We start from the raw sequence: 22,137 nt of genomic DNA, 5'->3' as shown, positions 1-22,137 counted from the left end.
GCGGGAAGAGGCGAAAAGGTTGCAATGACTAACGGGAGAGGCACGCCATTGGCGGCCCCTCTAACCTGCGCGCCTCGACGGGAGGAATCGATGCGCAGATTAGTGGCCTTGGGGTTGTTGGCATGGGCGATGCCAGCCACGGCAGTGGAGATCGATGGCCGGATCGACCCGCAGGAGTGGGGCGGGGCCCAGCATGTGGATGATTTCCGAATGACCCAGCCGCTGACCCGCACGCCGGGATCGCAACCGACCGAAGCCTGGATCCTGGCCACGCCGGAAGGGCTGGCGATCGGCTTCCGCAATACGCAGCCGGCCGGCGTGCCGCGTACCCGCCAGCGCGTGCAGCGCGACTTCGACGAACAGGTGGATCGGGTCAACCTGATGGTGGATTTCGACGGCGACGGCCGCACCGGCTACAACTTCACGGTGTCCTCGACCGGCGGCATCGCCGATGCGGTGATCAGCAACGAAAACAGCTTCAACGACGATTGGGACGGCAACTGGCGGCACGCGGTCGGCGAAGACGCCGACAGCTGGTCCGTGGAGATGCTGATCCCCTGGTATATCGCACCGATGCGCAAGGCCAACGGCGATAAACGCACGGTGAAGATCTACCTGGATCGCGTGATCGGCTCCACCGGCGAGCGTTCGGCGTGGCCCGCGGCCAGCTTCGAGGTTCCGCGTTTCATGTCGGATTTCGTCGCGGTGGAGATGGCGCAATACAGTCAGTCGCTGCTGACGGTCACTCCCTACGTGTCCGGCCTGTACGACAATGTGCGCGGGGGCAGCGACTTCGACGGCGGCGCCGATATCTTCTGGAAGCCGAACGGCCAGTTCCAGATGACGGCTACGATCAATCCCGATTTCGGCCAGGTGGAAAGCGACGACCTAGTGGTCAATTTCGGCGCCACCGAGACCTTCGTCAGCGACAAGCGGCCGTTCTTCACCGAAAACCAGGGCCTGTTCGAATACACCACGCCTTCGGATTTCAGCCAGTTGCTCTATACGCGTCGTGTCGGCGGCCCGGCCGACGATGGCAACGGCTCCGGCGACATCACCGCCGCGGTCAAGGTCAACGGCAGCCTGGGCGCCACCAAGTACGGCGTGTTTTTCGCCGATGAGGCGGACGAAGTCGGGCGCTCGTTCGGCGCCCTGCGCCTGGTGCGCGATTTCGGGAGCCAGAACCTGGGCATGATGCTGACCCGGGTGGACCGGCCGTATCTGGACCGCGAAGCCACCGTGCTCGGCGTGGACCACAACTGGCGACCCAACCGGCGTTGGAACGTGCAGACCCGCGTGTTCGGCAGCCAGATCGAAGAGTCGGGCCAAGCCACGCGCGATCTGGGCGGCACGCTGTGGGCCGATTACCAAATGGACCATGGCTGGCGCCAGCAGTGGATCGCGATGCATTTCGGCAGCGATCTGCAGATCAACGACGCCGGCTACCTGTCGCGCAACAGCACCAATTACCTGCACTGGGAAGTGCGCAAGCGTTTCGCCGAGCAACCGGAAAGCTCGCGCTATTCGTCCAAGGAATGGCGCTGGCGAGCCAGCAGCAGCCACAACGATCATGGCGAAAAGCTCAACGACCAGTTCCGCGTCAGCCGCGAGGGACGGTTGCGCAACGGCAGCTACGAATACGCGCAGATCAACATCAATGGCGCCGGCGTGGACGACCTGATCACCCGCGGCCATGGTTCGGTCAAACGGCCGAACAACTTCAATGCCTTCTTCGAGTACGAGCGGCCGCGCAAGGGCAACTGGGGGCACGATCTGGAAATGGAACTGTATTCCGGAGGACTGGCCGGAAATTCCAAGATCGGCTACAGCCTGCAGTACGAGCCTACCTATTTTATCAGCGACGCTTTCCGCCTGACCGCGGGAATCTACGCCGACCACACGCCCGACTGGCTGGTGTGGAACCGCGACAGCAATCTACTGGGCAGCTACGACGGCCGGGAGGTCCATCTCAATGCCGGGCTCGACTGGACCATCGGCAACAAGCAGGAATTGCGGGTCAAGCTGCAGGCGATCGCGCTGGATGCGAACGTGCGCCAGACCTATCTCGTGGATGGGGTCGGGAACGCCATCGTCAGTGCCGAGAAGGTGGAAGACTTCAGCGTGAAGAACCTGGGTTTCCAGATCCGCTACCGCTACGAGTTGGCGCCGTTGTCCTACCTGTACGTCGTCTACGGTCGGGGCGGGTATCGCCAGGACGGGTATTCGGAAGATACGGGCGAGTTGCTGGGAGACAGTTTCGATCTGCGCGACGACGAACAGCTGTTGGTGAAATTGTCGTACCGTTTCGAAATATGAAGCGGAGCGGCGAACCATCGAAGATCGACTTCGCCAAGAACCTTTGAACAATTCGGATGGCAGGAACGGGTCGTTCGGACCTTCGCTAGCCAGTCACTGCGTTATGCGTTGCATCTCGGCCGAAGCCAGATGCCAGCGCTTCTGCTCCTGACCGGCACCATCGGCGACCACGGCGCGGAGAGTGAAGCGGCCGCGGTAACGGCGTTCGCTGCCATCGCGCTGAAGCGCGCTCAGTTCCACCGGCACCTGGATATAGCGCGAACCGGCAGCGCCTTCCTCGTCGGTGGGTTCGCCCACAAGGGCGCGCACGGACTTGGTGTTGGCGTAGCCGCCGCTGAAGTGTTCGAAAGTCTGCCCGCTGGCCGCACCGCCGTCGCTCCAGAGCGCATAGGCTTTCGCATAGTCGCCGGCATCGATGGCGGCGTAATAGTCCACGACTGCTTGCCGGGCCGCGGCGGGCGTGGCCGCATCGCCGGATTCTACCGCCATCGCAGGAGTCGTTTCAGTCGCAGGTGCCGGGGAGGGCGCTGCTGTTTCCTGTTGCGCAGGCATCGGCGCGGGCATCGGCGTGGGAGCAGCCTGCTCGGTTCGCGCGCACGCCGTCACGCACGCGCACAGCGCCAGCGCGAGGGAAAGCGCATCAGTCCTGCGCATCGCTCAAGTCCGGCATGCCTACGGGTTGGTTGAAACGCACCACGATGTGGCCGTTCTCGATGCGCGCCGATTCTACTTTTACGGTGCCGAAATTCGCGAGCAAGGCAGGATCGAGCTTGTAGAGAGGTTCTTTCCTGGCGTAATCGGCCAGCCACAGGTTGAGCAGCACGCGGGTTTGCTCGTCCACGCGCTGGCCCGGCGAAGCGGGTCGCACATCGTCGACGGTGGGCTGGTCCAGGTACAGCGCATAGCCCTGCGGGTCGTAGCGCAGGCCGCTGCTCATCTCGATGCGTCCTACCGGCGTATCGCCGCCGCCTGCCGACGAAGCGCTGGCCGAGAACGCCATCAGCAGGCGCTCCCCCGATGCGGGAATGGTGAGCTTGGGGTCGCGGGCGGTCAGGGTGAACAAGCCGCCCAAGGCTTCGTATTCGCGTGGGAAAGCGCTGTCCAGGTATTGCTGCACCTGGGGCGCGGCGACGGTTATTTCGTTGCTTGGCGTTTGCGCCATTGCCGGCGCGCTGGCCAGCAAGAGCGCCAGCCAGGCCGCCTTGAAGTAGGTGCCAAGGGGGAAGGTCATTGCGGGTTTTCCTGAAGCGGGCGATGGACAGTACGCACCATAGCCTCGCCGAGTGAACGCAGCTTCAATCCAGCGACGGGCGCATGGATGCGGAGGTGATTTCCCAGCCGTCGTCGCCAATCTTGCGGCGTAACCGGTACCAGCCTTTGATTTCGTGGATGCCATCGCTTTTGCGCACGCGAAGGACGACGGGTATCTCCACCGCACGGGTCGGCATTTCTTCGTCCAGCGGCTTGGGTGCTTCGTTGTTGATGCGCATGGAGCCGAGGTCCTGCAGGCTGCGCACGCTGTAGTCGTCCGGTTGCGGAGGAGGCTTGCCTCCTACCCAATAGGCATCGGCCTTGTTCCAGTCCTTGCCGGCTGCGGCAGCCAGGTAGGCGTGCACGGTGGAGGCCGCCAGCGAAAGCGCTGCCACATTGCTCGCCTGCGCCTGCGCCTGCGCCGCTTGCGCCGTCGCTGCTTGGTTTGCAATGGCTACCGGATCCTGTGCGGGCGCCGCCTGGCCTGATGCAGCGGCGCCGGTCGCGGGCGCGTCGTCGGGTTGCCGGCTGCATGAGCACCCGCCAAGCAGCAAAACAGTCACCATCAGTAGCGATCCGCGCATTGTCTTTGCCTGCTGTATGTGTAGTCGGTCTATATGCCGGGGTGGCGTTGTTTGCGTTCTGCAGTGTAGTGCCACCAGGGACGGGCGGGCTCGCCTTGCATGAAGCGCACCGCGCTGATGAAAGTGTCCAGCACGCAAGGATCGTGGCGCGTCCCGGTGATTCTGCACAAACGCTGGTACAGGGCGAAAGGATCGGCGCCGGCCAATTGGGCCGGCCGGGCGATGCCCAGGACCTTGAAGTCCTCGACCATCGCCGGGCCGATGTTGGGTATGTGCAGCAGCTTGACGGCTTCGGAAGCGACTTTTGCTTTCATCGGCGGATGCCCCGGTGTGCTGCGGCGATCAGTTTGCGCCCAATAGCAACTTGCAGCCATAGATCGCTTGCTGCGCCTTGGGAATATCGGCGATGCGGTGGTACCGATAGCCGCCTTTGACCATCCCCATGGTGATTTCCTGTTCCACGTAGGCGATCTCGCCCGCTGCGACATTCACTTCCAGCGATTCGGGGCATTTCTTGTCGCCGCTGAGAAGGTGCGTGCCCGGTTCCACTTCCAGCCGATAGAAACGGAGCCCGCGGGTCTGGCCCACCGGCTTTCCGTCCAGCACCACGTTCAGGCCGACCAGCAGTCCCACCAGTTGTTTGCGGTACACATAGATGACGCCCTTGCCCGGCGATGGAGCGAACTGCAGCGCGGCCTGTTTCTGCGCCTGGCTGGCGACGTGGGTCGACTTGTTCTTGAAGGCCAGCAGCCAGACCACATAGGCCAGGAACGCCAGCAGGATCGCAATGCATCCGATCATCAGCCAGCGTTCGCTTGCCGACCCGCGCGCCATGAAAATAAGTACGAAGCCGCCCACAGCGCCGATCAGCGACAGTGCGAGGTATTTGGGTAGAGAGGCGCGCCCCAGATTCATAGCTGATCCTTGCCGTGGTTGTAGGCGGCAAGGATATAGGACGCGGCGCGGGCCGGGCTAGGCGGCGGTGTTTGGCTGCTTCAGGCCTTTGATGAACTCGCCCATATGCGGCCGCAGCGGCGCGAACACATCGACGGCGTCGTTGCGGTGATTGAGCATCAAGCCGCTGAGCAGCTTGGTGCCCACGATCAGGGCGGCGCGTTCGTCGCCGCTGAAGCCGCGTTGCTGCTGCATCGTTTCGAGAATGCGCATCCAGTCGTCATGGCAGCTGTGTTCGAACTCGATCGTGCAGCGGCCCAGGCATTGCAGGCCGTCGCTTTCGACGGGGGTGACGGTGATGCGGTAGCGGTGGGAGTTGTTGGCCATGGCACGGACTTCGGTAGCGCGGAAATGCCCAGACAAGATAGGTGCGCCGGAGCGGCGCAACGAGTCCCCCGACCGCGATGGACTGTTCTACCGGACCGCCCTGCGGTTTAGCGGGCATAGGCCTTCAGCAGGGGCAGCGGGTCGTGGGCGCCGTCTTTTCCATACACGCCGTAGTGCAGATGCGGCGGCGTGCCGCGTGCGTTGCCGGTGGTGCCCACCTTGCCCAGAGGGTCGCCCGGCGCGACCAGATCGCCGGTTTCCAATCCTTCCCGCCAATCGTCAAGGTGCGCGTAGTAATGCCGTTCGCCCCCGGGGCCGAACACCCAGACCTGTTTGCCGCCCAGTCCTCCTTCCCGCACCGACACTACGATGCCCCGCGTCGCGCTGAGCACCGGCGTGCCGCGGGGAGCGAAGATGTCCACGCCGGCATGGGTGCGGTCGCGTCCGCGCGGCGCACCGAAGGTGTCGGCGATGCGCGAGGCGCGCACGCCCTGGACGGGCGGCGCCAGTGCGGTCGGCGGAGGCATCCGCGACAGTTCCCATAGCGCGCGCGGTTTGGCCATGAAGGGTTGTTGCCACGACCAGATTGCGGTCCAGACCGCGAGCAGGATAAAAGCACTCCATGCGAGCAGTCGCTTGGCCGCACGTGCCGGATGGCGGGTCGCTTGCGATGCAGCCATGGCGGTTTCAGGCCTGCCTGATCTGCTGTTCCAGTCTCAGCTTCAACGCGTCGTCCAATTTCAGCTGCCGCGCCAGCTCATCCAGGTAGGCGCGTTCCATGAAATTCTGTTCGTCGGCGGCCATCAGACTGGCGAGGTACATTTCCGAAGCGATTTCCGGAGTGCTGGCGGCGCGCGCGACTTCGGCCGGGTCCAGCGGCTTCTCCAGCTCCGCGTGCAGCCACTGCTGCAATTCGGCGTCCTGATTGATGCGGGTGAACTCGCCCTCGATCACCTGGCGTTCGCGCGCATCGATATGGCCGTCGGCCTTGGCGGCGGCCACCAGCGCCTTGAGGATCGCTTGGCTGTGCAGTTCGACCTGCGGCGGCGGCAGGCGGTCGACCGTCTGCGGTTCGGCTGCGGCGCCGCCTTGTTGCTGCTTGTAGTCGCCGTAAGCCTTGTAGGCCATCACGCCGATCGCCGCCAGTCCGCCATAAGTGGCCAGCTTGCGCGTGGTCTTGTTCTTGCCCAGCAGCAGGCCCAGCGCGCCGCCGGCCAGGGCGCCTTTGCCGAAATCGGCATTGAGCATGCCGCCCAGGCCGCCCTGTGCGGGCGCCGCATCGGTTGCGTTGCCGCCGCCTTGCGCGGATTTGAGCAGGTGGTCCAGAAAGCCCTGGATCTTCATTTTTTGCGGTTCCTGAGTAGGGGTTGACCTTTATAACTGCGGCCGCATTTGCCGATCGTCAAGCGTGACCAATGGCATGGAGTTGTCGGCGCGAATTCGGAAGGCTCTATGTGGCCGACGTGCAGTGGGGCAGTCGGGGGCGTAGCCCCGACCTACGCTGCGGATTTTTCGTGCGCCAGAAACGACTCGGGACGGCAATGCCGTCCCGAGTGGGTACTGCGTGGAGCGCTGCAATCAGGCAGCGGCGTCCTTCAGCTTCTTCAGCGGGCGAACCTTCACCTTCACCGAAGCAGGCTTGGCGGCGAACCACTGCTCTTCCTTGGTGAACGGGTTGATGCCCTTGCGCTTCGGCTTGGCCGGCACGTTGACGGCGGTGATCTTCAGCAGGCCGGGCAGGGTGAACGAACCTGCGCCCTTCTTGCTGATCGAACCGGCGACCGCATGTTCCAGCGACGCCAGGATGGCGCGGACGTCCTTCGCAGCGACGCTAGCGGCTTCGGCGAGGTGTGCTACCAGACCGGACTTGCTCAGAGCTTCCTTGATGGGCTTGGGTGCTGCCGGCTTAGCGGCGGCTTTCTTCGGGGCGGCCTTCTTGGGCGCAGCTTTTTTCTTGCTCGTTGCCATAAATGTCCTGTTTTACAGTCAATAGGTGGGTAATCGGGCCGACCACGTCGGCATGGGCAATGTAGGGCAATTATTCGGCTACGCCAATACCAAAAGCATAAAAAACACCCTTTTTCATGTATTTTTTTGCGATGAACTGATAACCGGCCGGCTTCGGCGGCAAGTTTTGTGTGAGAGACGGCAAGTATGCGGTTGCAGCATTGCGGGTATTGACGATGGAATCGAAGTCGCTCTGAGCGCCTACAGGGCCTCGACTCAGCTCTGGGAACAGTCGGGCAGATAGCGCTTGAGGTCGGGATCGCCGGAAGTCCTGCATTGCCAACGTACCTGATAGGTGTCGGAATCGGCCTGGGGAATGAGCTGGAACAGCGCGCCTTCGGCGAAGTTGCCATCGAAGGTAACCGTGATGGTTCCATGGTCGCCGACGGAAATGTTGCGTATGGCACCCCCCACCTTCTCGTTGACCTGCTGCAGGCCAGCATCGGATGCCTTGGTGGGCCATTTACCATTGCTCATGAAGGATTCGGTCAACGCCACCTTGTATATCTGGGTCTGCGCGATGGCTTCGGCCGCCATACGGCGCTTGTTCTGGTCCGCAGCCTGCGCCTCGAACGCCTGCTGGGCGCTGTCGATGCTTTGCTTGACCGAGGCATCGACGCTGGCCGTGATTTTCTTCGCTTGCTCGGCCGCCTGTGAAAAATTCACAGTGGCTGCCTCGGCGCGCCTGGCTTCGCGGGGCTGGACTATGAAGTGGTCGTACAGGAACAGGGCCAGGCCTATGCCGAGAAGCGTGCCGAACAGGGAGATCGCCAACTGCTTCATGGAAAGCCTTCGGAGCGAGGAAGGTTTAAAGCTATCAGAATTTCAATCACTGGTAGCCCGAGTGGAGCGCAGCGATGCACGGGTCTTTTCCTCGCCATCGCAGAGCCCCCGGGTATCGCTGCGCTCCACCCGGGCTACGCTTCTTAGGCTGTCAAGAAGCGGGCGCTTCAGTCCTCCTCGTGCTTCGGCTTATAGGATTCCACCAGTTTCTGCTGCACATTCCCCGGTACCGGCTCGTAGTGGCTGAAATCCAGGCGGTAGCGGCCCTTGCCGGCGGTTACGGATTTCAGTTCCGCCGCATAACCTTCCAGCTCCGACAGCGGCACTTGCGCTTTCACCACGATCTCCCCGCGCGCCGTGTCGGTGCCGTTGATGCGCGCGCGCTTGGAAGAGAGGCCGCCGGTGATATCGCCGACCTGGGCTTCGGGCGCGCTGACCTCCAGATCCACGATGGGTTCCAGCACTTGCGGCCGCGCCTTGCCGATGGCATCCAGAAACGCCTTTTTGCCGGCGGCGACGAAGGCGATTTCCTTGCTGTCCACCGCATGGTGCTTGCCGTCGTAGACGGTTACGCGCACGTCCTGGATCGGATAGCCGGCAAGGGCGCCGCCCTGCAGCACCTGGCGCACGCCTTTTTCGACCGCCGGCAAGTACTGGCCGGGGATGGTTCCGCCTTTGACCGCATCGACGAACTCGAAGCCGCCGCCACGCGGCAGCGGTTCGATGCGCAGGAAGACTTCGCCGAACTGGCCCGCGCCGCCGGTCTGTTTCTTGTGCCGGTGATGGCCTTCGGCCGCTATTCCTATCGTTTCGCGGTAGGCGATGCGCGGCGGCCGCGAAGTGACTTCCACGCCATGCCGCTCCTTCAGCCGGTCCAGGTTGACGCGAAGATGCAGGTCCGACAGGCCGCGGATCACGGTTTCGTTGGTTTCCGATTCGTGTTCCACGCGGAAACACGGGTCTTCCTCCGCGAGCCGGTGCAGGGCGGTGGCGAGCTTCTGTTCCTGGCCCTTGCGGGTCGCTTCGATGGCCAGCCCGAACATCGGTTTGGGAAAAGCCAGCGGGGCCAGGCGGATCTCGTCCTCGTCGTGGCTGTCGTGCAGCACTGCGTCGAAATGCAGATCCTCGATCTTGGCCACAGCGGCGATGTCGCCGGGGATGGCTTCGTCGATTTCCACGTGATCCTTGCCCTTGATCTTGTACAGGTGCGCGACCTTGAACGGTTTGCGGCCGTCATCGACGAACAGCTGAGTGTCTTTCCGCACCGTGCCTTGGTACACACGGAAGATACCGAGTTTGCCCACGAAAGGATCGTTGACGATCTTGAACACGTCGGCGATCACATGTGCATCGGGGTCGGGCTTGGCCTCGATCGGCGCCGCATTGTCGCCACTGCCTTTGACGAACGGCGGCGGATTGCCCTCGCCGGGGTGCGGAAACAGTTTCTCGGCGATATCCAGCAGTTCCCTGACACCGACGCCGCTGCGCGCCGACACGAAGCACACCGGCACCAGATGCCCTTCGCGCAGGCACTGCTCGAAGGCATCGTGCAGCTCCTCGCCCTTCAATCCGGATTCGCCCTGGTCCAGATAGCGGTCCATCACCGTCTCGTTCACTTCGACCACCTGGTCGATGATTTTCTGGTGCCAGGCGGCGACCGGGCCCAGGTTGCTGTCGCCGGTGGGTTTCCAGAAACAGTCGACTACGCGCTTGCCGCCTTCGGCCGGGAGATTGAGCGGCAGCACCTCGGGACCGAAGGTCTCGCGCAGGTTGTCGAGCAGGGCCCCGAGCTTGGCGCCCGGGTGATCGATCTTGTTGATCAGGATGACGCGGCACAGGTTGCGCGCCTTGGCGTGTTCCATCATGCGGCGCGTGCCGTAGCCGACGCCGGTGTCGGCATCCACCACTATCGCCACGGTTTCCACCGCAGCCAATGCCGACAGGGTGGGGCCGCGGAAATCCGGGTAGCCGGGGGTATCGATCAGATTGACATGTATGTCCGAGTGATCCGTGCTGGCGATGGCGCTGTCCATGGAGTGGCCACGGTCTTTTTCCATCGGGTCGTGATCGGACACGGTACTGCCGCGTTCGATCGTGCCTGCCGTCTGCAGGGCGCCGCCGGCATGCAGCAGGGCTTCGAACAAGGTGGTTTTGCCGGCGCCGGGGTGGCCTGCCAAGGCCACGTTGCGGATTTGCGCTGTCGAATAAGGCATGAGGCCGTTCCTCCCAAGGTATGGAGTAAAGGGCCGTCATGGCAGTCCGGGCCGAGCGTCCTGGACGAGTGAGGAGCGTGACGCCCGGCGGGCGGTCATGGCGGGCGGCCAGCATTGCGGCAGCGCGCGGGGCGGTCAAGTCGCACTGCGGTACGGCCCGTAAACAGGGCCGGGTGTAAGCTTCGCGCTCCCCCAACCCAGGAGTACGAAATGGCAGCCTTGAAACGATTCGCCGACGCGGCATGGAGCGGCGACCTGATGTCCGGCAAAGGCAACCTGAGCACGCCGCAGAGCGGATTGTTCGCCGCACAGAATTATTCCTTCAAGACGCGCTTCGGCGACGAGAAGGGCACCAACCCGGAAGAATTGCTGGCCGCCGCGCATGCGGGCTGCTTCACCATGGCGCTCTCGGCGGTGCTGGGAAAGGAAGGCTTCATCGCCGACAGCATCAACACGCGCGCCGAAGTGTCGATGGAACCCGGTGCCGATCCGGGCCCGACCGTGACCGGAGTGAAGCTGGTCATGTCGGCCAAGGTGCCGGGCATCGACGCCGCCAAATTCGACGAGATCGCGCATGCGGCAAAGGCCGGTTGCGTCATTTCCCGTGCGCTGGCCGTGCCGGTGACCCTGGAAGCGACTTTGGTTGAGTGACTGGAATGCTTTGCTGATCCACGGCGCCGGCGGCGGCGCCTGGGAATGGAACCGGTGGCACGGCGTGCTGGAGGCGCACGCCATTGCGGCGCAGGTTTTGGAACTACAGCCCGCTGCGCAGGGATTGGGCGCCACCGCGCTGCAAGACTACGCGGCGCAGGTACGGGCGGCGCTGCAGGCTTTGCAGCGCCCGCGCGTGTTGGTGGGCGCCAGCCTGGGCGGATTGCTGGCCGCGATGTGCGCGGGCGAAGCGGATGCCTTGGTGCTGGTCAATCCGCTGCCGCCTGCGCCATGGCACCGGCGATTGCCTGCGCGCTCATGGGAGCCGGTGGTTCCCTGGCAACGGAATGCGCGGCTGCATTCCACATGTCAGGCGATGCAGGACGCGGACGATGCGAGTGCCCTGTGGGCTTTTCGCCACTGGCGCGACGAATCGGGACAGGCGCTGAGCCAGGCGCATGCGGGCGTGGAAGTCGCAAAACCCGATTGCCCTGCGCTGTTCGTGGTTTCCAGGCAGGATGAGGACGTGCCGCCGGAGATTATTTTCGAGTGGGTGCAGGTCTGGCGGGCGGATCGACTGGAAACGCTTGCAAACAGCCATGTCGGGCCTTTGCTGGGTCGCCAGGCGCCAGCGATCGCCACCCAAGCTGTCGCATGGCTAAACCGACTTGGACATGTCGGCTGAGTTCAGACTTGTTTAACCCGTGTGATTCGACGATGCGTCTGCGCCACTTCGGCGTTGGGAGCCTGCTCAGATGAAACGCCTTTCCGCCGGCCTGCTAGTCGCAGGCTTTGCCTTCACCGGTACCGCCTTTGCGCAGTCGTCCGGTTACTACGGGCAAGACGATCGCTACGACGGTTCCGACCCGTACACGTCCGACTCCTACCAGGGACAGGGCGCGACCTACGATTACGCGCGGGTGCTGCGCGTGGACCCGGTCATCGGCTCCGGCTATCGCAACCGCACCTCGCAGCAGTCGAGCCAGTGTTATTACCGCCAGGCCGATGACGTCTACACGGGCAACGACGGCTACTACAATCGGGACGACCGCTACGATCGCGACAACGGCTACTACGGCCGCGACGATGGCTACCGCGGCAACGGAAACGAAACCAGCCGCACGGTGGCGACGGTGATCGGCGGCATCGCGGGCGCGGTGTTGGGCAGCAAGGTCGGCGATGGCAGCGGGCGTTATGTCGGTACGGCAGTGGGTTCCATGGTCGGCGGCATGGCCGGCCGGTCCATCTACGACAGCTCGCAGCGCAATCGCCAATACCAGCGCCGCGGCACAGTGCGGGTCTGCGATCCGGTGCCGGTCACCAGCCGCGATGGCTATTACGGTGACGGCTACGGCGACGACGAGAGCCTCAATGGCTACGACGTGACCTACGAATACGCCAACCGCACCTACCACACGCGCACCAATTACCATCCCGGCGACCGTATCCGGGTACGGGTGGATGTGCAGGCGGAATGAGGCTTTTGCTCGGAGTAAAAAGAAAAAGGAGCCGAAAGGCTCCTTTTTTTGGCCGTCATCCTATGCGGCTGTCTGCGGGTTTTTCTGATCACCAATCGATTCGGCCAGTCACCACATTGCAGATGCGCCCGCCTGACCAAACTTCGCCTTCTCCATCTACATGCAACTCGATGATCGCGTCATAGCCCACTTCGCGTCCTTGGCTGATCCGGTAGCGGCCATCGTTGCCGGGCAGCGCGTTTTGCGAAGCCAGCCACGCAGCCAGCGTCGCATTGGCCGCGCCCGAGGCCGCATCCTCGAATTGCGCCGGAGCGCCTACCCAGGCGCGCACCGCCAGGAAGTAAACCGGATCGTCGCTGCGCGCAAACACGCACATGCCCATGCTTTCGGTTTCATGCGCCAGCTTGCCGATCGCTTCCCAGGGCGGGGTCGCCGAGCGCAGTGCGGCTTCATCGCGCAGTTCCGCCAGCCACCAGCGGCGGCCGCCGTCCATCAAGGCGGGCGGCAGATCGCCCAACGGCAGGCTGCCAAGCACATCGCGCAACCGCGCATCCTCCGGCGAAGCGATTTCCATCACCTTCGCGCGGGGCGTGCGTACGGCGATGGTGCGGGTGGCGCCGGAGCCGATCACGCGCAGGGGAAGCAGTCCGGCGATGCCGTCCTGCACCAGCAGGCCGTCGCGCGGCGTCGCCAGTCCCGCTTCCAGAACCGCATGCGCAGTGCCGACGCTGGGGTGGCCGGCGAAGGGAACTTCGCGGCGTGGGCTGAAGATGCGGATGCCGTAGCTGGCTTCCGGTTTCGTCGCCGGGAATACGAAAGTCGTTTCCGGCAACCGCGTCCAGCGCGCGATCGCCTGCATGGTGACGTCGTCCAACCCTTCTGCATCCAGAACCACGGCGAGCGGATTGCCTGCGCCCGGACGATCGGCGAAGACATCGAGTTGCACGTAACGGCGTGAAGTCATGGGAGAGTGGGGTGGTGGGGGCCGTGCAGCTTACCAATCCACGCTGCCGCGGATAACCGCCTGTACGCGGCCGCCGATCCAGACCTCGTTTTCGCTATCCACCTGCACTTCCACCCGGCCATCGCGGCCCAGTTCGCGACCCTGGCTGGCGATATAGCGTCCCTCCGCACCGGGCAATGCACCGGCATGGTGCAGCAGCGCGGCGATGCTGGCGTTGGCGCTGCCGGTCACCGGGTCTTCCGGTATGCCGTCGGCGGGGCAGTACGCACGCACGGCCAGATCGTGATCCGAGCCGTTGGCCCGCCCGAATACCACAAGCCCAACCGCGTCGCTGGCGATGCTGAGCGTGGCGATGGCGGGCAGATCGGCTCGCATCGCGCGCACTGCGGCCGCATCGGCCAGTTCCACCAGCCACCAGTTCGGACCGTTGTTCCACAGTGCGGGAGCGAGCTTGCCGCGCGGCAGGCCTTGCAAGGCGGGAGCCAGCGCTTCGGCATGGAGGCTTCCTGTTTCCACCTCCCGGGCCTGCGGCGCGCGGACATGGATCAAACGCGTGGCATCGCGTTGTTCGACTCTTATCGGAAGCAGACCCGCCGCGCATTCCTGCACCAGGCGGCCATCCTTCGCCTGCGCCAGACCCGAGTCCAGCGCTGCCCAGGCCGCACCCACGCTGGGGTGGCCCGCAAAAGGCAGTTCCTGGCGCGGGGTGAAGATGCGCACCCGATAGTCGGCTTCCGCCGAGGTGGGAGGCAGGAAGAAGATGGTTTCGGACAGGTTCGCCCAGGCGGCATAAGCCTGCATCGTGTCCGCTTCCATATCGGAGGCGTCGAACACCACGCCCAGCGGATTGCCGGCCCCCGGCCGGTCGGCGAAGACATCGAGTTGCAGGTAGCGGCGCACGGTCATGCGGGTCGGCCTTGTTCGGTGGGTTGGTCTGGAAACATTCGCTTAGGGCATTCGTTCAGGCCATTCGTTTAGGCCATTCGTTTAGGCCATTCGTTTAGAATCGGCGGTTCACGCCCGAATGGTCGGGCAGTCCCCCTCTTCTGTCCATGTCTCCTGTCTCGCCTGCGTCTGATCGCTGGATCGTCCTCAAGTTCGGCGGCACCTCGGTGTCGCGTCGTCATCGCTGGGACACGATAGGCCGGCTGGCCAAACGCAGGGCCGAAGAGAACGATGCGCGCGTACTGGTGGTGGTGTCGGCGCTTTCCGGCGTAACCAACGAACTGACCGCGATCGCCGACGGGGCGGCGGACAGCATCGAGCGCGTCGGCAAACTGGAACAACGCCACCGCGAATTCCTGGCTGAACTCGAGCTGGATGCCGATGAAGTGCTCGGCGAACGCCTGTCGATCCTGCGCGCGCTGGCGACCGATCCGCGCGCGGCCGAACGCACGCTGCCATGGCAAGCCGAAGTGCTGGGGCAGGGCGAACTGATGTCGTCCACGCTCGGCGCCGCCTATCTGCGCGCTAGCGGCCTGGATTTCGGCTGGATGGACGCGCGCGACTGGCTGCAGGCGGCGGTACTGCCCAACCAGAACGCCTGGTCGCAGCGCCTGTCGGTGTCGTGCAGTCCGCTGGCCAGTGCGGAGTGGGGCGAAGGTTTCCGCCGGCAACCGGCGCGCATGCTGCTGACGCAGGGTTTCATCGCCCGGCACCGGGACGGCGACACCGCCATCCTGGGCCGCGGCGGCTCCGATACTTCGGCCGCTTATTTCGGCGCCTTGCTCGGCGCGCAGCGGGTCGAAATCTGGACCGACGTGCCCGGCATGTTCAGCGCCAATCCGCGCGAGGTGCCCGATGCGCGGCTGCTGACGCGGCTGGATTATGCGGAAGCGCAGGAAATCGCCACCACCGGCGCCAAAGTGCTGCATCCCCGCTCCATCAAGCCGTGCCGCGATGCCGGCGTGCCGATGGCCATCCTGGATACCGAGCGGCCCGAACTGCCCGGTACCAGTATCGACGGCGATGCCATCACCGTGCCCGGCGTCAAGGCGATCAGCCGCCGCAACGGCATCGTGCTGGTGGCGATGGAGTCGGTGGGCATGTGGCAGCAGGTCGGCTTTCTGGCCGACGTGTTCGAGCGATTCAAGCGCCATGGCTTGTCGGTGGACCTGATCGGTTCGTCGGAAACCAACGTCACCGTGTCGCTGGATCCCAGCGAGAACCTGGTCACCACCAACGTGCTGGCCGCGCTCTCGGCCGATTTGACCGAGATATGCCGGGTGAAAGTGATCGCGCCGTGTTCGGCGATCACGCTGGTGGGTCGGGGCATGCGCTCGCTGCTGCACAAGCTGTCGGATGTGTGGGCCACCTTCGGCCGCGAACGCGTGCACATGATTTCGCAGTCGTCCAACGACCTCAACCTGACCTTCGTCATCGACGAGTCCGATGCCGACGGGCTGCTGCCCGTCCTGCATGCCGCGCTGATCGACAGCGGCGCGATGCCGGTGGAAGAGACCAGCGTGTTCGGTCCGCGCTGGCGCGAAATCGCCAATGGCATCCGCAAGCGCGAAACGCCGTGGTGGCACGGCGAACGCGAACGGCTTCTGGCCATGGCCGAAGCCGGCACTCCGCGCTATGCCTATCACCTGCCGACCGTGCGGGCCCGCGCGCAGGCGTTGAATGCGCTCGCGCCCATCGACCAGCGCTATTACGCGATCAAGGCCAATTCGCATCCGGCCATCCTGTCTGCGCTGGTGGAGGAAGGTTTCGGATTGGAGTGCGTGTCGCTGGGCGAATTGCAGCGCGTGTTCGAAGTTGTTCCCGAACTGTCGCCGCGCCGGGTGCTGTTCACGCCCAGTTTCGCGCCGCGCGCGGAGTACGAAGCGGCGTACGGACTCGGCGTCACCGTCACCCTGGACAATATCGAAGCGCTGCAGCGCTGGCCGGAAGTCTTCCGCGGCCGCGACCTGTGGTTGCGCGTGGACCTGGGCCGTGGCGATGGGCATCACCAGAAGGTGCGCACCGGCGGCAAGGATTCGAAATTCGGACTGCCCGTCGCCAAAGTAGACGCTTTCGTCGCGCTTGCCCGTGGTTTGGGCGCCAGCGTGGTGGGGTTGCATGCGCATCTGGGCAGCGGGGTGGAGACGCCGCAGCACTGGAAACAGATATGCGACGAACTGGGCGGCATCGCCGAACGCATCGGCAGCATCGAGGTGATCGATATCGGTGGCGGCCTGCCCATTCCGTATACCGAGGATGACGAGCCGTTCGACCTGGAAACTTGGGGTGCAGGCTTGAGCGAAATAAAAGCGGCCTATCCCGGCTACCGTCTGGCCATCGAACCGGGCCGCTATCTGGTAGCCGAAGCGGGCGTTCTGCTGTTGACGACGACCCAGGTCATCGAGAAAGAGGGCATCCGCCGCGTCGGCCTGGATGCGGGAATGAATGCGCTGATCCGTCCGGCGCTTTACGACGCCTGGCACGACATCCTCAATCTCAGCCGGCTGGAGCAGGCGGCGGACGGCGTGTTCGACGTGGTCGGCCCGATCTGCGAGTCCAGCGACGTGTTCGGCAGGCGCCGGCGGCTTGCCGGGGCCACTTCGGAAGGCGATGTGGTGCTGGTCGCCGATGCGGGCGCTTACGGATTCACCATGGCCAACGCCTACAACCTGCGGGCGTTGCCGAAAGAAGAGGTGCTGGATGTCTGATTTCAAATTCCAGCGCGATGAAGTCGCCGCATTCCGTTTCGTGCGTTGCGGGCTGGATGCGCAAAACGGCGTTGCACAGCTCGTCTACGCCTTCGACGACGGCCCGGAGCTGATCGAAACGGTCACCTTTCCCGGCGCTCCTTTCGCGCTGGAAGGTTCGCGCGCGGCGGCGGTAGAACAGGCCCTGCGCTTGCTGCACCTGATCGCGGGCGTCAGTTATTACAAAGCGGCGGTGCCGCCGGAAATCCGCATCGAGGGTTATTCGATAGACGCGGAAACGGCGGCCTTGCTGGAGACCATCTACGTCAACGGTCTGGGCGAGTTCGCCTATCGCAATGGTTTGAATTTGCATGGACGCATCAAGTTTCCATATGCGCTCCCCTCTCCCGCCGGGAGAGGGGTCGGGGGTGAGGGTCCGGAATATCCGGATGTTGGCGCCCGCGTCGAACCCTCAGCCCAACCCTCAGCCGCTGGAGGCGGCTTCGATTCCCAATGGGAGAGGGGCTCGAAGCTGGGGCTGCGTCATCACGCCCTGGTCGCCATTGGCGGCGGCAAGGATTCTCTGGTTTCTATCGAAGCGCTGCGTTCTGCGGGCGTGGATCAGACCGTTACCTGGATCGGCAACTCGCAGCTGATCGCCGCCTGCGCCGCGCGCACCGAATTGCCCACGCTCAACCTGGGCCGCGCGCTGGCCTCGGGGTTGTTCGACTTGAACCGGCAGGGCGCCTACAACGGCCATATCCCGGTCACCGCGGTGAACTCGGCCATTCTCGTTCTCGCTGCGGTCCTGCAGGGTGTGGACCAAGTGGTGTTCTCCAATGAGCGTTCGGCGAGCTACGGCAGCATCATTCCGGGCACCGGCGAGGTGAACCATCAGTGGTCCAAGGGCTGGCAGTTCGAGCAGGCCTTCGGTGAATACGTGCAGCGTCGCGTCGCTGCCGATCTTCGTTACTATTCGCTGCTGCGTCCGCTCAGCGAACTTGCCGTGGCCCGGCAATTCGCCAAGACCGATCGCTACGACGCGCATTTCTCCAGTTGCAACCGCAACTTCCACATCCTGGGCGAGCGTCCGGTGAATCGTTGGTGCGGGGTATGCCCGAAGTGCCACTTCGTATTCCTGGCGCTGGCGCCGTTCATGCCCAAGCCGCGGCTGGTGGGCATCTTCGGACGCAACCTGCTGGATGACGCAGCGCAGGCGGGCGGCTTCGACGCACTGCTCGAATTCCAGGACCACAAGCCGTTCGAGTGCGTAGGCGAAGGGCAGGAGTCGCGCGCGGCCATGGCCGCGTTGGCATCGCGGCCGGAGTGGAAGGAGGATGCGTTGGTCGCCCGTTTCATCCGCGAGATCCAGCCACAACTGGCCGCCTCCGAACTGGAGATCGCGCCGCTGCTGGACATCGGCGGCGAACATCGCGTTCCGGCCGCGCTGTGGGAGCAGCTGCGTGCGAATTTCGCAGCTTGATGGCAAACGCGTAGCGCTGTGGGGCTGGGGCCGCGAAGGCCGCGCGGCGTACCGCGCGATCCGTTCGCGATTGCCGGCGCTGCCGCTCACTTTGTACTGCAACGACGAGGAAGCGGCCGAAGCCGAATCGCTTGCCGATTCTTTGCTGACGGTGCTACGGGAAGCGTCAGCCGAATCGCTGGCCACGCAGCAGATAGTCGTCAAATCACCCGGAATCAGCCCGAATCTGGAAGCCGCGCGTTCCGCTTCTCGGAGCGGCACGGCCTTCATTGGCGGCAGCACGCTATGGTTCGACGAACATGCCGGACCCGATGCGATAGCGCCGCACACGGTCTGCGTGACCGGCACCAAGGGCAAGAGCACCACCACCGCCCTGCTCGCGCATTTGCTGCGCGCCGGCGGCCATCGCACCGGATTGATCGGCAACATCGGCATGCCGTTGCTGGAAGTGTTGGATCCCCAACCTGCGCCCGAGTTCTGGGCCATCGAGCTTTCCAGTTACCAGACCCTCGACGTCGCAGCGGCCCAGGCGCGGCCCGAAGTGGCGGTGGTGCTGAATATTTTTCCGGAACACTTGGACTGGCATGGCGGCGAGGCGCGCTATGTCGCCGACAAGCTGGCGTTGGTGACCCAGGCCAAACCGAAGATCGCGGTATTGAATGCCGCCGACAAGCAGCTCGCGGCGCTGCGGCTCCCGGACAGTGAAGTGCATTGGTTCAATCATGCGCAGGGTTGGCACCTGCGTGGAGATGACGTCTATCGCGGCGATGCGTTCGTGTTCGACGCCGCGCGCACGCCGCTACCGGGTCGCCACAATCGCGGCAATCTATGCGCCGTACTCGCCACCCTCGAGGCGCTGGGTTTGGATGCAACCGCATTGGCCGCTCATGCCGAGAACTTCCGTCCCTTGCCCAACCGGTTGCAGTCCTTGGGCGAGCGCGAGGGAATCCTCTACGTCAACGATTCGATCAGCACTACGCCGCACGCCACGCTGGCGGCGCTGGACTGTTTCCGCGGGCGGCCGGTCGCGGTGCTGGTTGGCGGGCATGACCGCGGGGTGGACTGGTCCGATTTCGCAGAGGCCATGAAGCATGACGCGCCCGTGGCCATTATCACCATGGGCGCAAACGGTCCGCGCATTCACCAACTGCTTGCGCCCTTGGCTGCCGAAGGCAAGTTCAAACTCGAAGCGGCTGGCGATCTGGAATCGGCGGTGAGCCGGGCCCGGCGTTTGCTCGGCGGCACCGGCGTGGTGCTGCTGTCGCCGGGCGCGCCCAGCTTCGGCGTCTACAAGGACTACGTGGCCCGCGGCCGCCATTTCGCGGCCATCGCCGGTTTCGACCCGGATACGATTTCCGCCATTCCCGGTATCGGTATCGCTTAGCGGAGGCGCGTAGGAGCGACGTAAGTCGCGAAACCTTCGTCGATGCCCGATCAGGAGGCATGGCCGGTTGTCGTTTCGCGACTCACGTCGCTCCTACGAGGCTGGACACTGCGTCAACATTATTGGATATCCCGGCACCAATCCCCCTCGACAAGGAGAGTTCCATGCGCAAGATTTCAATGGTTTGGCTGGTCCTGGCCGCATTGTGGGCCAGCCCGCTACTGGCGGCTCCCGTCGCCAAGCCGATCAACTGGAAGGTCGGCAAACAGACTTTCAGCGGTTTTGTGGTCTATGACGACGCCAGCAAGGAAACCCGTCCGGGCCTGTTGATGGTGCCGGATTGGCTGGGCGTGACCCCGGCGGCGGTGGACAAAGCCAAGCAGATCGCCAGCGACGATTACGTGGTGCTGGTGGTGGACATGTACGGCAAGGGCGTACGCCCCAAGAATCCGACCCAGGCAATGGCCCAGGTCAAGAAGATGTATGCCGACAGGCCGGCCATGCGCGCGCGCATGAACAAAGCGCTGGAAGTGTTGCGCACCAAGGCCGGCAAGGCGCCCGTGGACACGGCGAAGATCGCGGCGTTGGGTTTCTGCTTTGGCGGTTCGTCGGTGCTGGAACTGGCGCGCAGCGGCGCCGATGTCGCCGGTGTGGTCACTTTTCATGGCGGCCTGGAGACGACGATGCCGGCGGCGGAGGGTGCGGTGAAGGCGCCGCTGCTGATACTCAATGGCGCGGACGATCAGGGCGTGGCGCCCAACATCGCCGGATTCGAGAAGGAAATGAACGCGGCCGGCGCCGATTGGCAGTTCGTCAATTTCAGCGGCGCGGTGCATTGCTTCGCCCTGGAAACCGCCAACAGCCCGCCCGGTTGCGTGTACAACGAGCGTGCTGCCAAGCGCGCCTACAAGATGATGGGCAGCTTCTTCGACGAAGTATTCGCTCAGTAACCGCGGAAATTCCCGTAGGAGCGACGTAAGTCGCGAATCCTAGATTGCGATCGGACCAGATCCTTCCGATCCTCATGTTCGCGACTTACGTCGCTCCTACGGACTTCCGGCTCAGTGCTTGCGTTCCACGGCGTACTGCGCCAGTCCGCGCAACGCGGCAATAGCCTCGTTCTCATCCAAACCGTCGAGCGCGCCTTCGGCCGCTCGCGCGTATTCCGCCGCTCGTCGCTGGCTGTATTCCAGTCCGCCGGTGGCATGGATCGCCTTCAGCACTTCCGGCATGGCATCGCCGTTGCCGTTCTCCACGATGGCGCGCAGGCGTGTGCGCGTCGCTTCGTCCGAATGCGCAATGGCATGGATCAGCGGCAAGGTCGCTTTGCCCTCAGCTAGATCATCGCCCAGATTCTTGCCCAGGTCGGCCGCATCGGCGGTGTAGTCCAGCACGTCGTCGGCGATCTGGAAGGCGTAGCCCAGGTTCATGCCGTAGTCGTAGAGTTTTTGCTGGACGATGGCGTCGGCACCGGAGGCCAGCGCACCCAATTGGGTACCGGCGGCGAACAGCACCGCGGTCTTGCGTTCGATCACGCGCAGGTAAGCGGCTTCGTCGGTGTCGGGGTTGTGCACGTGCAACAGTTGCAGCACTTCGCCTTCGGCGATGCGGTTGGTGGTGTCGGCCAGGATACGCATCACTTCCATGCGGTCCAGTTCCACCATCAGCTGGAAGCTGCGCGAATACAGGAAATCGCCGACCAGCACGCTGGGCGCATTGCCCCATAGCGCATTGGCGGTGCTGCGGCCGCGGCGCAGGTCCGATTCGTCCACCACATCGTCGTGCAGCAGGGTGGAGGTATGGATGAACTCGATTATCGCCGCCAGTTGATGGTGATCGGGCGACATGGCGCCGCAGGCGCGCCCGGCCAGCACCACCAGCATCGGCCGCAAGCGCTTGCCGCCAGCCGAGACGATGTGGTCGGCAATCTGATTGATCAACACCACGTCCGAAGCCAAGCGGGCACGTATCAACGCATCCACCGCGCCCATATCGGGAGAGGCCAGGGTCTGGATCTGGGGCAGGGCCAGTGCAGGCCTGGCGGTGGTCTCGGTGGAAATCATGTGCAGGGCGTGAGCGAAGTTGCTGAATTATAAGGGAAGAAGGGTCA

At 64.1% G+C, this 22,137-nt stretch carries 22 protein-coding genes; 8 read left to right on the top strand and 14 right to left on the bottom strand.

What is annotated here, in order from left to right; genetic code table 11:
• Positions 1-90 precede the first annotated feature (90 nt).
• Positions 91-2,316 (top strand): DUF5916 domain-containing protein, encoded by a 2,226-nt coding sequence (locus BLR66_RS06925; protein ID WP_093282009.1) that lies wholly within the window; start codon positions 91-93, stop codon positions 2,314-2,316.
• A 93-nt stretch (positions 2,317-2,409) separates the two neighbouring features.
• On the opposite strand, the gene BLR66_RS06920 is transcribed toward BLR66_RS06925, so the two are convergent.
• The 11 genes from BLR66_RS06920 to fusA all read right to left on the bottom strand — a co-directional run bounded on the left by BLR66_RS06920 (position 2,410) and on the right by fusA (position 10,435).
• The gene (locus tag BLR66_RS06920) at positions 2,410-2,970 is read right to left on the bottom strand and encodes a hypothetical protein (protein WP_143014575.1); all 561 of its coding nucleotides are present in this window, start codon (positions 2,968-2,970) and stop codon (positions 2,410-2,412) included.
• Positions 2,957-3,547, bottom strand: a complete 591-nt coding sequence (locus BLR66_RS06915; RefSeq protein WP_093282001.1) for a DUF1439 domain-containing protein — start codon at positions 3,545-3,547, stop codon at positions 2,957-2,959. The genes BLR66_RS06920 and BLR66_RS06915 overlap by 14 nt, the downstream gene beginning before the upstream one ends.
• Before the next feature lie 64 nt (positions 3,548-3,611).
• On the bottom strand, positions 3,612-4,151 hold the full coding sequence (locus tag BLR66_RS06910) for a hypothetical protein (RefSeq protein WP_093281995.1): 540 nt from the start codon (positions 4,149-4,151) through the stop codon (positions 3,612-3,614).
• Between the two features lie 29 nt (positions 4,152-4,180).
• The gene (locus BLR66_RS06905) at positions 4,181-4,465 is read right to left on the bottom strand and encodes a helix-hairpin-helix domain-containing protein (RefSeq protein WP_093281990.1); all 285 of its coding nucleotides are present in this window, start codon (positions 4,463-4,465) and stop codon (positions 4,181-4,183) included.
• Positions 4,466-4,493: 28 nt separating this feature from the next.
• Complete coding sequence (locus tag BLR66_RS06900) at positions 4,494-5,066, bottom strand: DUF2846 domain-containing protein (RefSeq protein WP_093281985.1); 573 nt, start codon at positions 5,064-5,066, stop codon at positions 4,494-4,496.
• Between the two features lie 57 nt (positions 5,067-5,123).
• Positions 5,124-5,432 carry a DUF3861 domain-containing protein gene (locus BLR66_RS06895; protein WP_093281980.1) on the bottom strand — a complete coding sequence of 103 codons (309 nt, stop codon included), beginning with the start codon at positions 5,430-5,432 and terminating at the stop codon, positions 5,124-5,126.
• A gap of 107 nt (positions 5,433-5,539) precedes the next feature.
• Entirely contained in the window at positions 5,540-6,112 is a 573-nt protein-coding gene (locus tag BLR66_RS06890) for a M23 family metallopeptidase (protein ID WP_093281974.1), read from the bottom strand.
• Positions 6,113-6,119: 7 nt separating this feature from the next.
• Positions 6,120-6,776, bottom strand: coding sequence for a tellurite resistance TerB family protein (locus BLR66_RS06885; RefSeq protein WP_093281970.1), 657 nt, complete (start codon positions 6,774-6,776; stop codon positions 6,120-6,122).
• Between the two features lie 234 nt (positions 6,777-7,010).
• Positions 7,011-7,400 (bottom strand): HU family DNA-binding protein, encoded by a 390-nt coding sequence (locus BLR66_RS06880; RefSeq protein WP_093281965.1) that lies wholly within the window; start codon positions 7,398-7,400, stop codon positions 7,011-7,013.
• Positions 7,401-7,655: 255 nt separating this feature from the next.
• Positions 7,656-8,222, bottom strand: a complete 567-nt coding sequence (locus BLR66_RS06875; RefSeq protein WP_093281962.1) for a pilin — start codon at positions 8,220-8,222, stop codon at positions 7,656-7,658.
• 167 nt (positions 8,223-8,389) lie between these two features.
• On the bottom strand, positions 8,390-10,435 hold the full coding sequence (gene fusA, locus BLR66_RS06870) for an elongation factor G (RefSeq protein WP_093281958.1): 2,046 nt from the start codon (positions 10,433-10,435) through the stop codon (positions 8,390-8,392).
• Between the two features lie 210 nt (positions 10,436-10,645).
• Between fusA and BLR66_RS06865 the strand changes: the two genes are divergently transcribed.
• The 3 genes from BLR66_RS06865 (at position 10,646) to BLR66_RS06855 (ending at position 12,564) form a co-directional block, all read left to right on the top strand.
• Complete coding sequence (locus tag BLR66_RS06865) at positions 10,646-11,086, top strand: OsmC family protein (RefSeq protein ID WP_093281953.1); 441 nt, start codon at positions 10,646-10,648, stop codon at positions 11,084-11,086.
• Complete coding sequence (locus BLR66_RS06860) at positions 11,079-11,771, top strand: alpha/beta hydrolase (protein WP_093281948.1); 693 nt, start codon at positions 11,079-11,081, stop codon at positions 11,769-11,771. Before BLR66_RS06865 ends, BLR66_RS06860 begins: the two co-directional genes overlap by 8 nt.
• Positions 11,772-11,841: 70 nt before the next feature.
• Positions 11,842-12,564 carry a glycine zipper 2TM domain-containing protein gene (locus BLR66_RS06855; RefSeq protein ID WP_093281940.1) on the top strand — a complete coding sequence of 241 codons (723 nt, stop codon included), beginning with the start codon at positions 11,842-11,844 and terminating at the stop codon, positions 12,562-12,564.
• 88 nt (positions 12,565-12,652) lie between these two features.
• On the opposite strand, the gene BLR66_RS06850 is transcribed toward BLR66_RS06855, so the two are convergent.
• Positions 12,653-13,528 (bottom strand): PhzF family phenazine biosynthesis protein, encoded by an 876-nt coding sequence (locus BLR66_RS06850; RefSeq protein WP_093281931.1) that lies wholly within the window; start codon positions 13,526-13,528, stop codon positions 12,653-12,655.
• Positions 13,529-13,558: 30 nt separating this feature from the next.
• A complete protein-coding gene (locus BLR66_RS06845) occupies positions 13,559-14,434 on the bottom strand; it encodes a PhzF family phenazine biosynthesis protein (protein WP_093281926.1) in 876 nt (291 codons plus the stop codon).
• Positions 14,435-14,580: 146 nt separating this feature from the next.
• Between BLR66_RS06845 and BLR66_RS06840 the strand changes: the two genes are divergently transcribed.
• The 4 genes from BLR66_RS06840 (at position 14,581) to BLR66_RS06825 (ending at position 20,977) form a co-directional block, all read left to right on the top strand.
• Positions 14,581-17,181 carry a bifunctional aspartate kinase/diaminopimelate decarboxylase gene (locus BLR66_RS06840; protein ID WP_093281921.1) on the top strand — a complete coding sequence of 867 codons (2,601 nt, stop codon included), beginning with the start codon at positions 14,581-14,583 and terminating at the stop codon, positions 17,179-17,181.
• Positions 17,174-18,643: a UDP-N-acetyl-alpha-D-muramoyl-L-alanyl-L-glutamate epimerase gene (murL, locus tag BLR66_RS06835; protein WP_093281917.1), complete on the top strand. Its 1,470-nt coding sequence runs from the start codon at positions 17,174-17,176 to the stop codon at positions 18,641-18,643. The genes BLR66_RS06840 and murL overlap by 8 nt, the downstream gene beginning before the upstream one ends.
• Positions 18,624-20,027 carry a UDP-N-acetylmuramoyl-L-alanine--D-glutamate ligase gene (gene murD / locus BLR66_RS06830; protein ID WP_093281913.1) on the top strand — a complete coding sequence of 468 codons (1,404 nt, stop codon included), beginning with the start codon at positions 18,624-18,626 and terminating at the stop codon, positions 20,025-20,027. The genes murL and murD overlap by 20 nt, the downstream gene beginning before the upstream one ends.
• Positions 20,028-20,191: 164 nt before the next feature.
• Positions 20,192-20,977, top strand: coding sequence for a dienelactone hydrolase family protein (locus BLR66_RS06825; protein WP_255402325.1), 786 nt, complete (start codon positions 20,192-20,194; stop codon positions 20,975-20,977).
• A gap of 111 nt (positions 20,978-21,088) precedes the next feature.
• Here the strand turns inward: BLR66_RS06825 and BLR66_RS06820 are convergent, their stop codons facing one another.
• On the bottom strand, positions 21,089-22,090 hold the full coding sequence (locus BLR66_RS06820) for a polyprenyl synthetase family protein (protein ID WP_093281909.1): 1,002 nt from the start codon (positions 22,088-22,090) through the stop codon (positions 21,089-21,091).
• Between the last annotated feature and the right edge of the window lie 47 nt (positions 22,091-22,137).

Source organism: Pseudoxanthomonas sp. CF125 (assembly GCF_900104085.1).
Classification (GTDB): domain Bacteria; phylum Pseudomonadota; class Gammaproteobacteria; order Xanthomonadales; family Xanthomonadaceae; genus Pseudoxanthomonas_A.
Note: the sequence above shows the minus strand (reverse complement) of the source record. Positions and strands in the feature narration are given on the sequence as shown.

Excerpts from the sequence above, each read along its gene's own strand:
- BLR66_RS06925 (WP_093282009.1), top strand. The coding sequence starts at position 91 with ATGCGCAGATTAGTGGCCTTGGGGTTGTTGGCATGGGCGATGCCAGCC.
- BLR66_RS06920 (WP_143014575.1), bottom strand. The coding sequence starts at position 2,970 with ATGCGCAGGACTGATGCGCTTTCCCTCGCGCTGGCGCTGTGCGCGTGC.
- BLR66_RS06915 (WP_093282001.1), bottom strand. The coding sequence starts at position 3,547 with ATGACCTTCCCCCTTGGCACCTACTTCAAGGCGGCCTGGCTGGCGCTC.
- BLR66_RS06910 (WP_093281995.1), bottom strand. The coding sequence starts at position 4,151 with ATGCGCGGATCGCTACTGATGGTGACTGTTTTGCTGCTTGGCGGGTGC.
- BLR66_RS06905 (WP_093281990.1), bottom strand. The coding sequence starts at position 4,465 with ATGAAAGCAAAAGTCGCTTCCGAAGCCGTCAAGCTGCTGCACATACCC.
- BLR66_RS06900 (WP_093281985.1), bottom strand. The coding sequence starts at position 5,066 with ATGAATCTGGGGCGCGCCTCTCTACCCAAATACCTCGCACTGTCGCTG.
- BLR66_RS06895 (WP_093281980.1), bottom strand. The coding sequence starts at position 5,432 with ATGGCCAACAACTCCCACCGCTACCGCATCACCGTCACCCCCGTCGAA.
- BLR66_RS06890 (WP_093281974.1), bottom strand. The coding sequence starts at position 6,112 with ATGGCTGCATCGCAAGCGACCCGCCATCCGGCACGTGCGGCCAAGCGA.
- BLR66_RS06885 (WP_093281970.1), bottom strand. The coding sequence starts at position 6,776 with ATGAAGATCCAGGGCTTTCTGGACCACCTGCTCAAATCCGCGCAAGGC.
- BLR66_RS06880 (WP_093281965.1), bottom strand. The coding sequence starts at position 7,400 with ATGGCAACGAGCAAGAAAAAAGCTGCGCCCAAGAAGGCCGCCCCGAAG.
- BLR66_RS06875 (WP_093281962.1), bottom strand. The coding sequence starts at position 8,222 with ATGAAGCAGTTGGCGATCTCCCTGTTCGGCACGCTTCTCGGCATAGGC.
- fusA (WP_093281958.1), bottom strand. The coding sequence starts at position 10,435 with ATGCCTTATTCGACAGCGCAAATCCGCAACGTGGCCTTGGCAGGCCAC.
- BLR66_RS06865 (WP_093281953.1), top strand. The coding sequence starts at position 10,646 with ATGGCAGCCTTGAAACGATTCGCCGACGCGGCATGGAGCGGCGACCTG.
- BLR66_RS06855 (WP_093281940.1), top strand. The coding sequence starts at position 11,842 with ATGAAACGCCTTTCCGCCGGCCTGCTAGTCGCAGGCTTTGCCTTCACC.
- BLR66_RS06850 (WP_093281931.1), bottom strand. The coding sequence starts at position 13,528 with ATGACTTCACGCCGTTACGTGCAACTCGATGTCTTCGCCGATCGTCCG.
- BLR66_RS06845 (WP_093281926.1), bottom strand. The coding sequence starts at position 14,434 with ATGACCGTGCGCCGCTACCTGCAACTCGATGTCTTCGCCGACCGGCCG.
- BLR66_RS06840 (WP_093281921.1), top strand. The coding sequence starts at position 14,581 with ATGTCTCCTGTCTCGCCTGCGTCTGATCGCTGGATCGTCCTCAAGTTC.
- murL (WP_093281917.1), top strand. The coding sequence starts at position 17,174 with ATGTCTGATTTCAAATTCCAGCGCGATGAAGTCGCCGCATTCCGTTTC.
- BLR66_RS06825 (WP_255402325.1), top strand. The coding sequence starts at position 20,192 with ATGCGCAAGATTTCAATGGTTTGGCTGGTCCTGGCCGCATTGTGGGCC.
- BLR66_RS06820 (WP_093281909.1), bottom strand. The coding sequence starts at position 22,090 with ATGATTTCCACCGAGACCACCGCCAGGCCTGCACTGGCCCTGCCCCAG.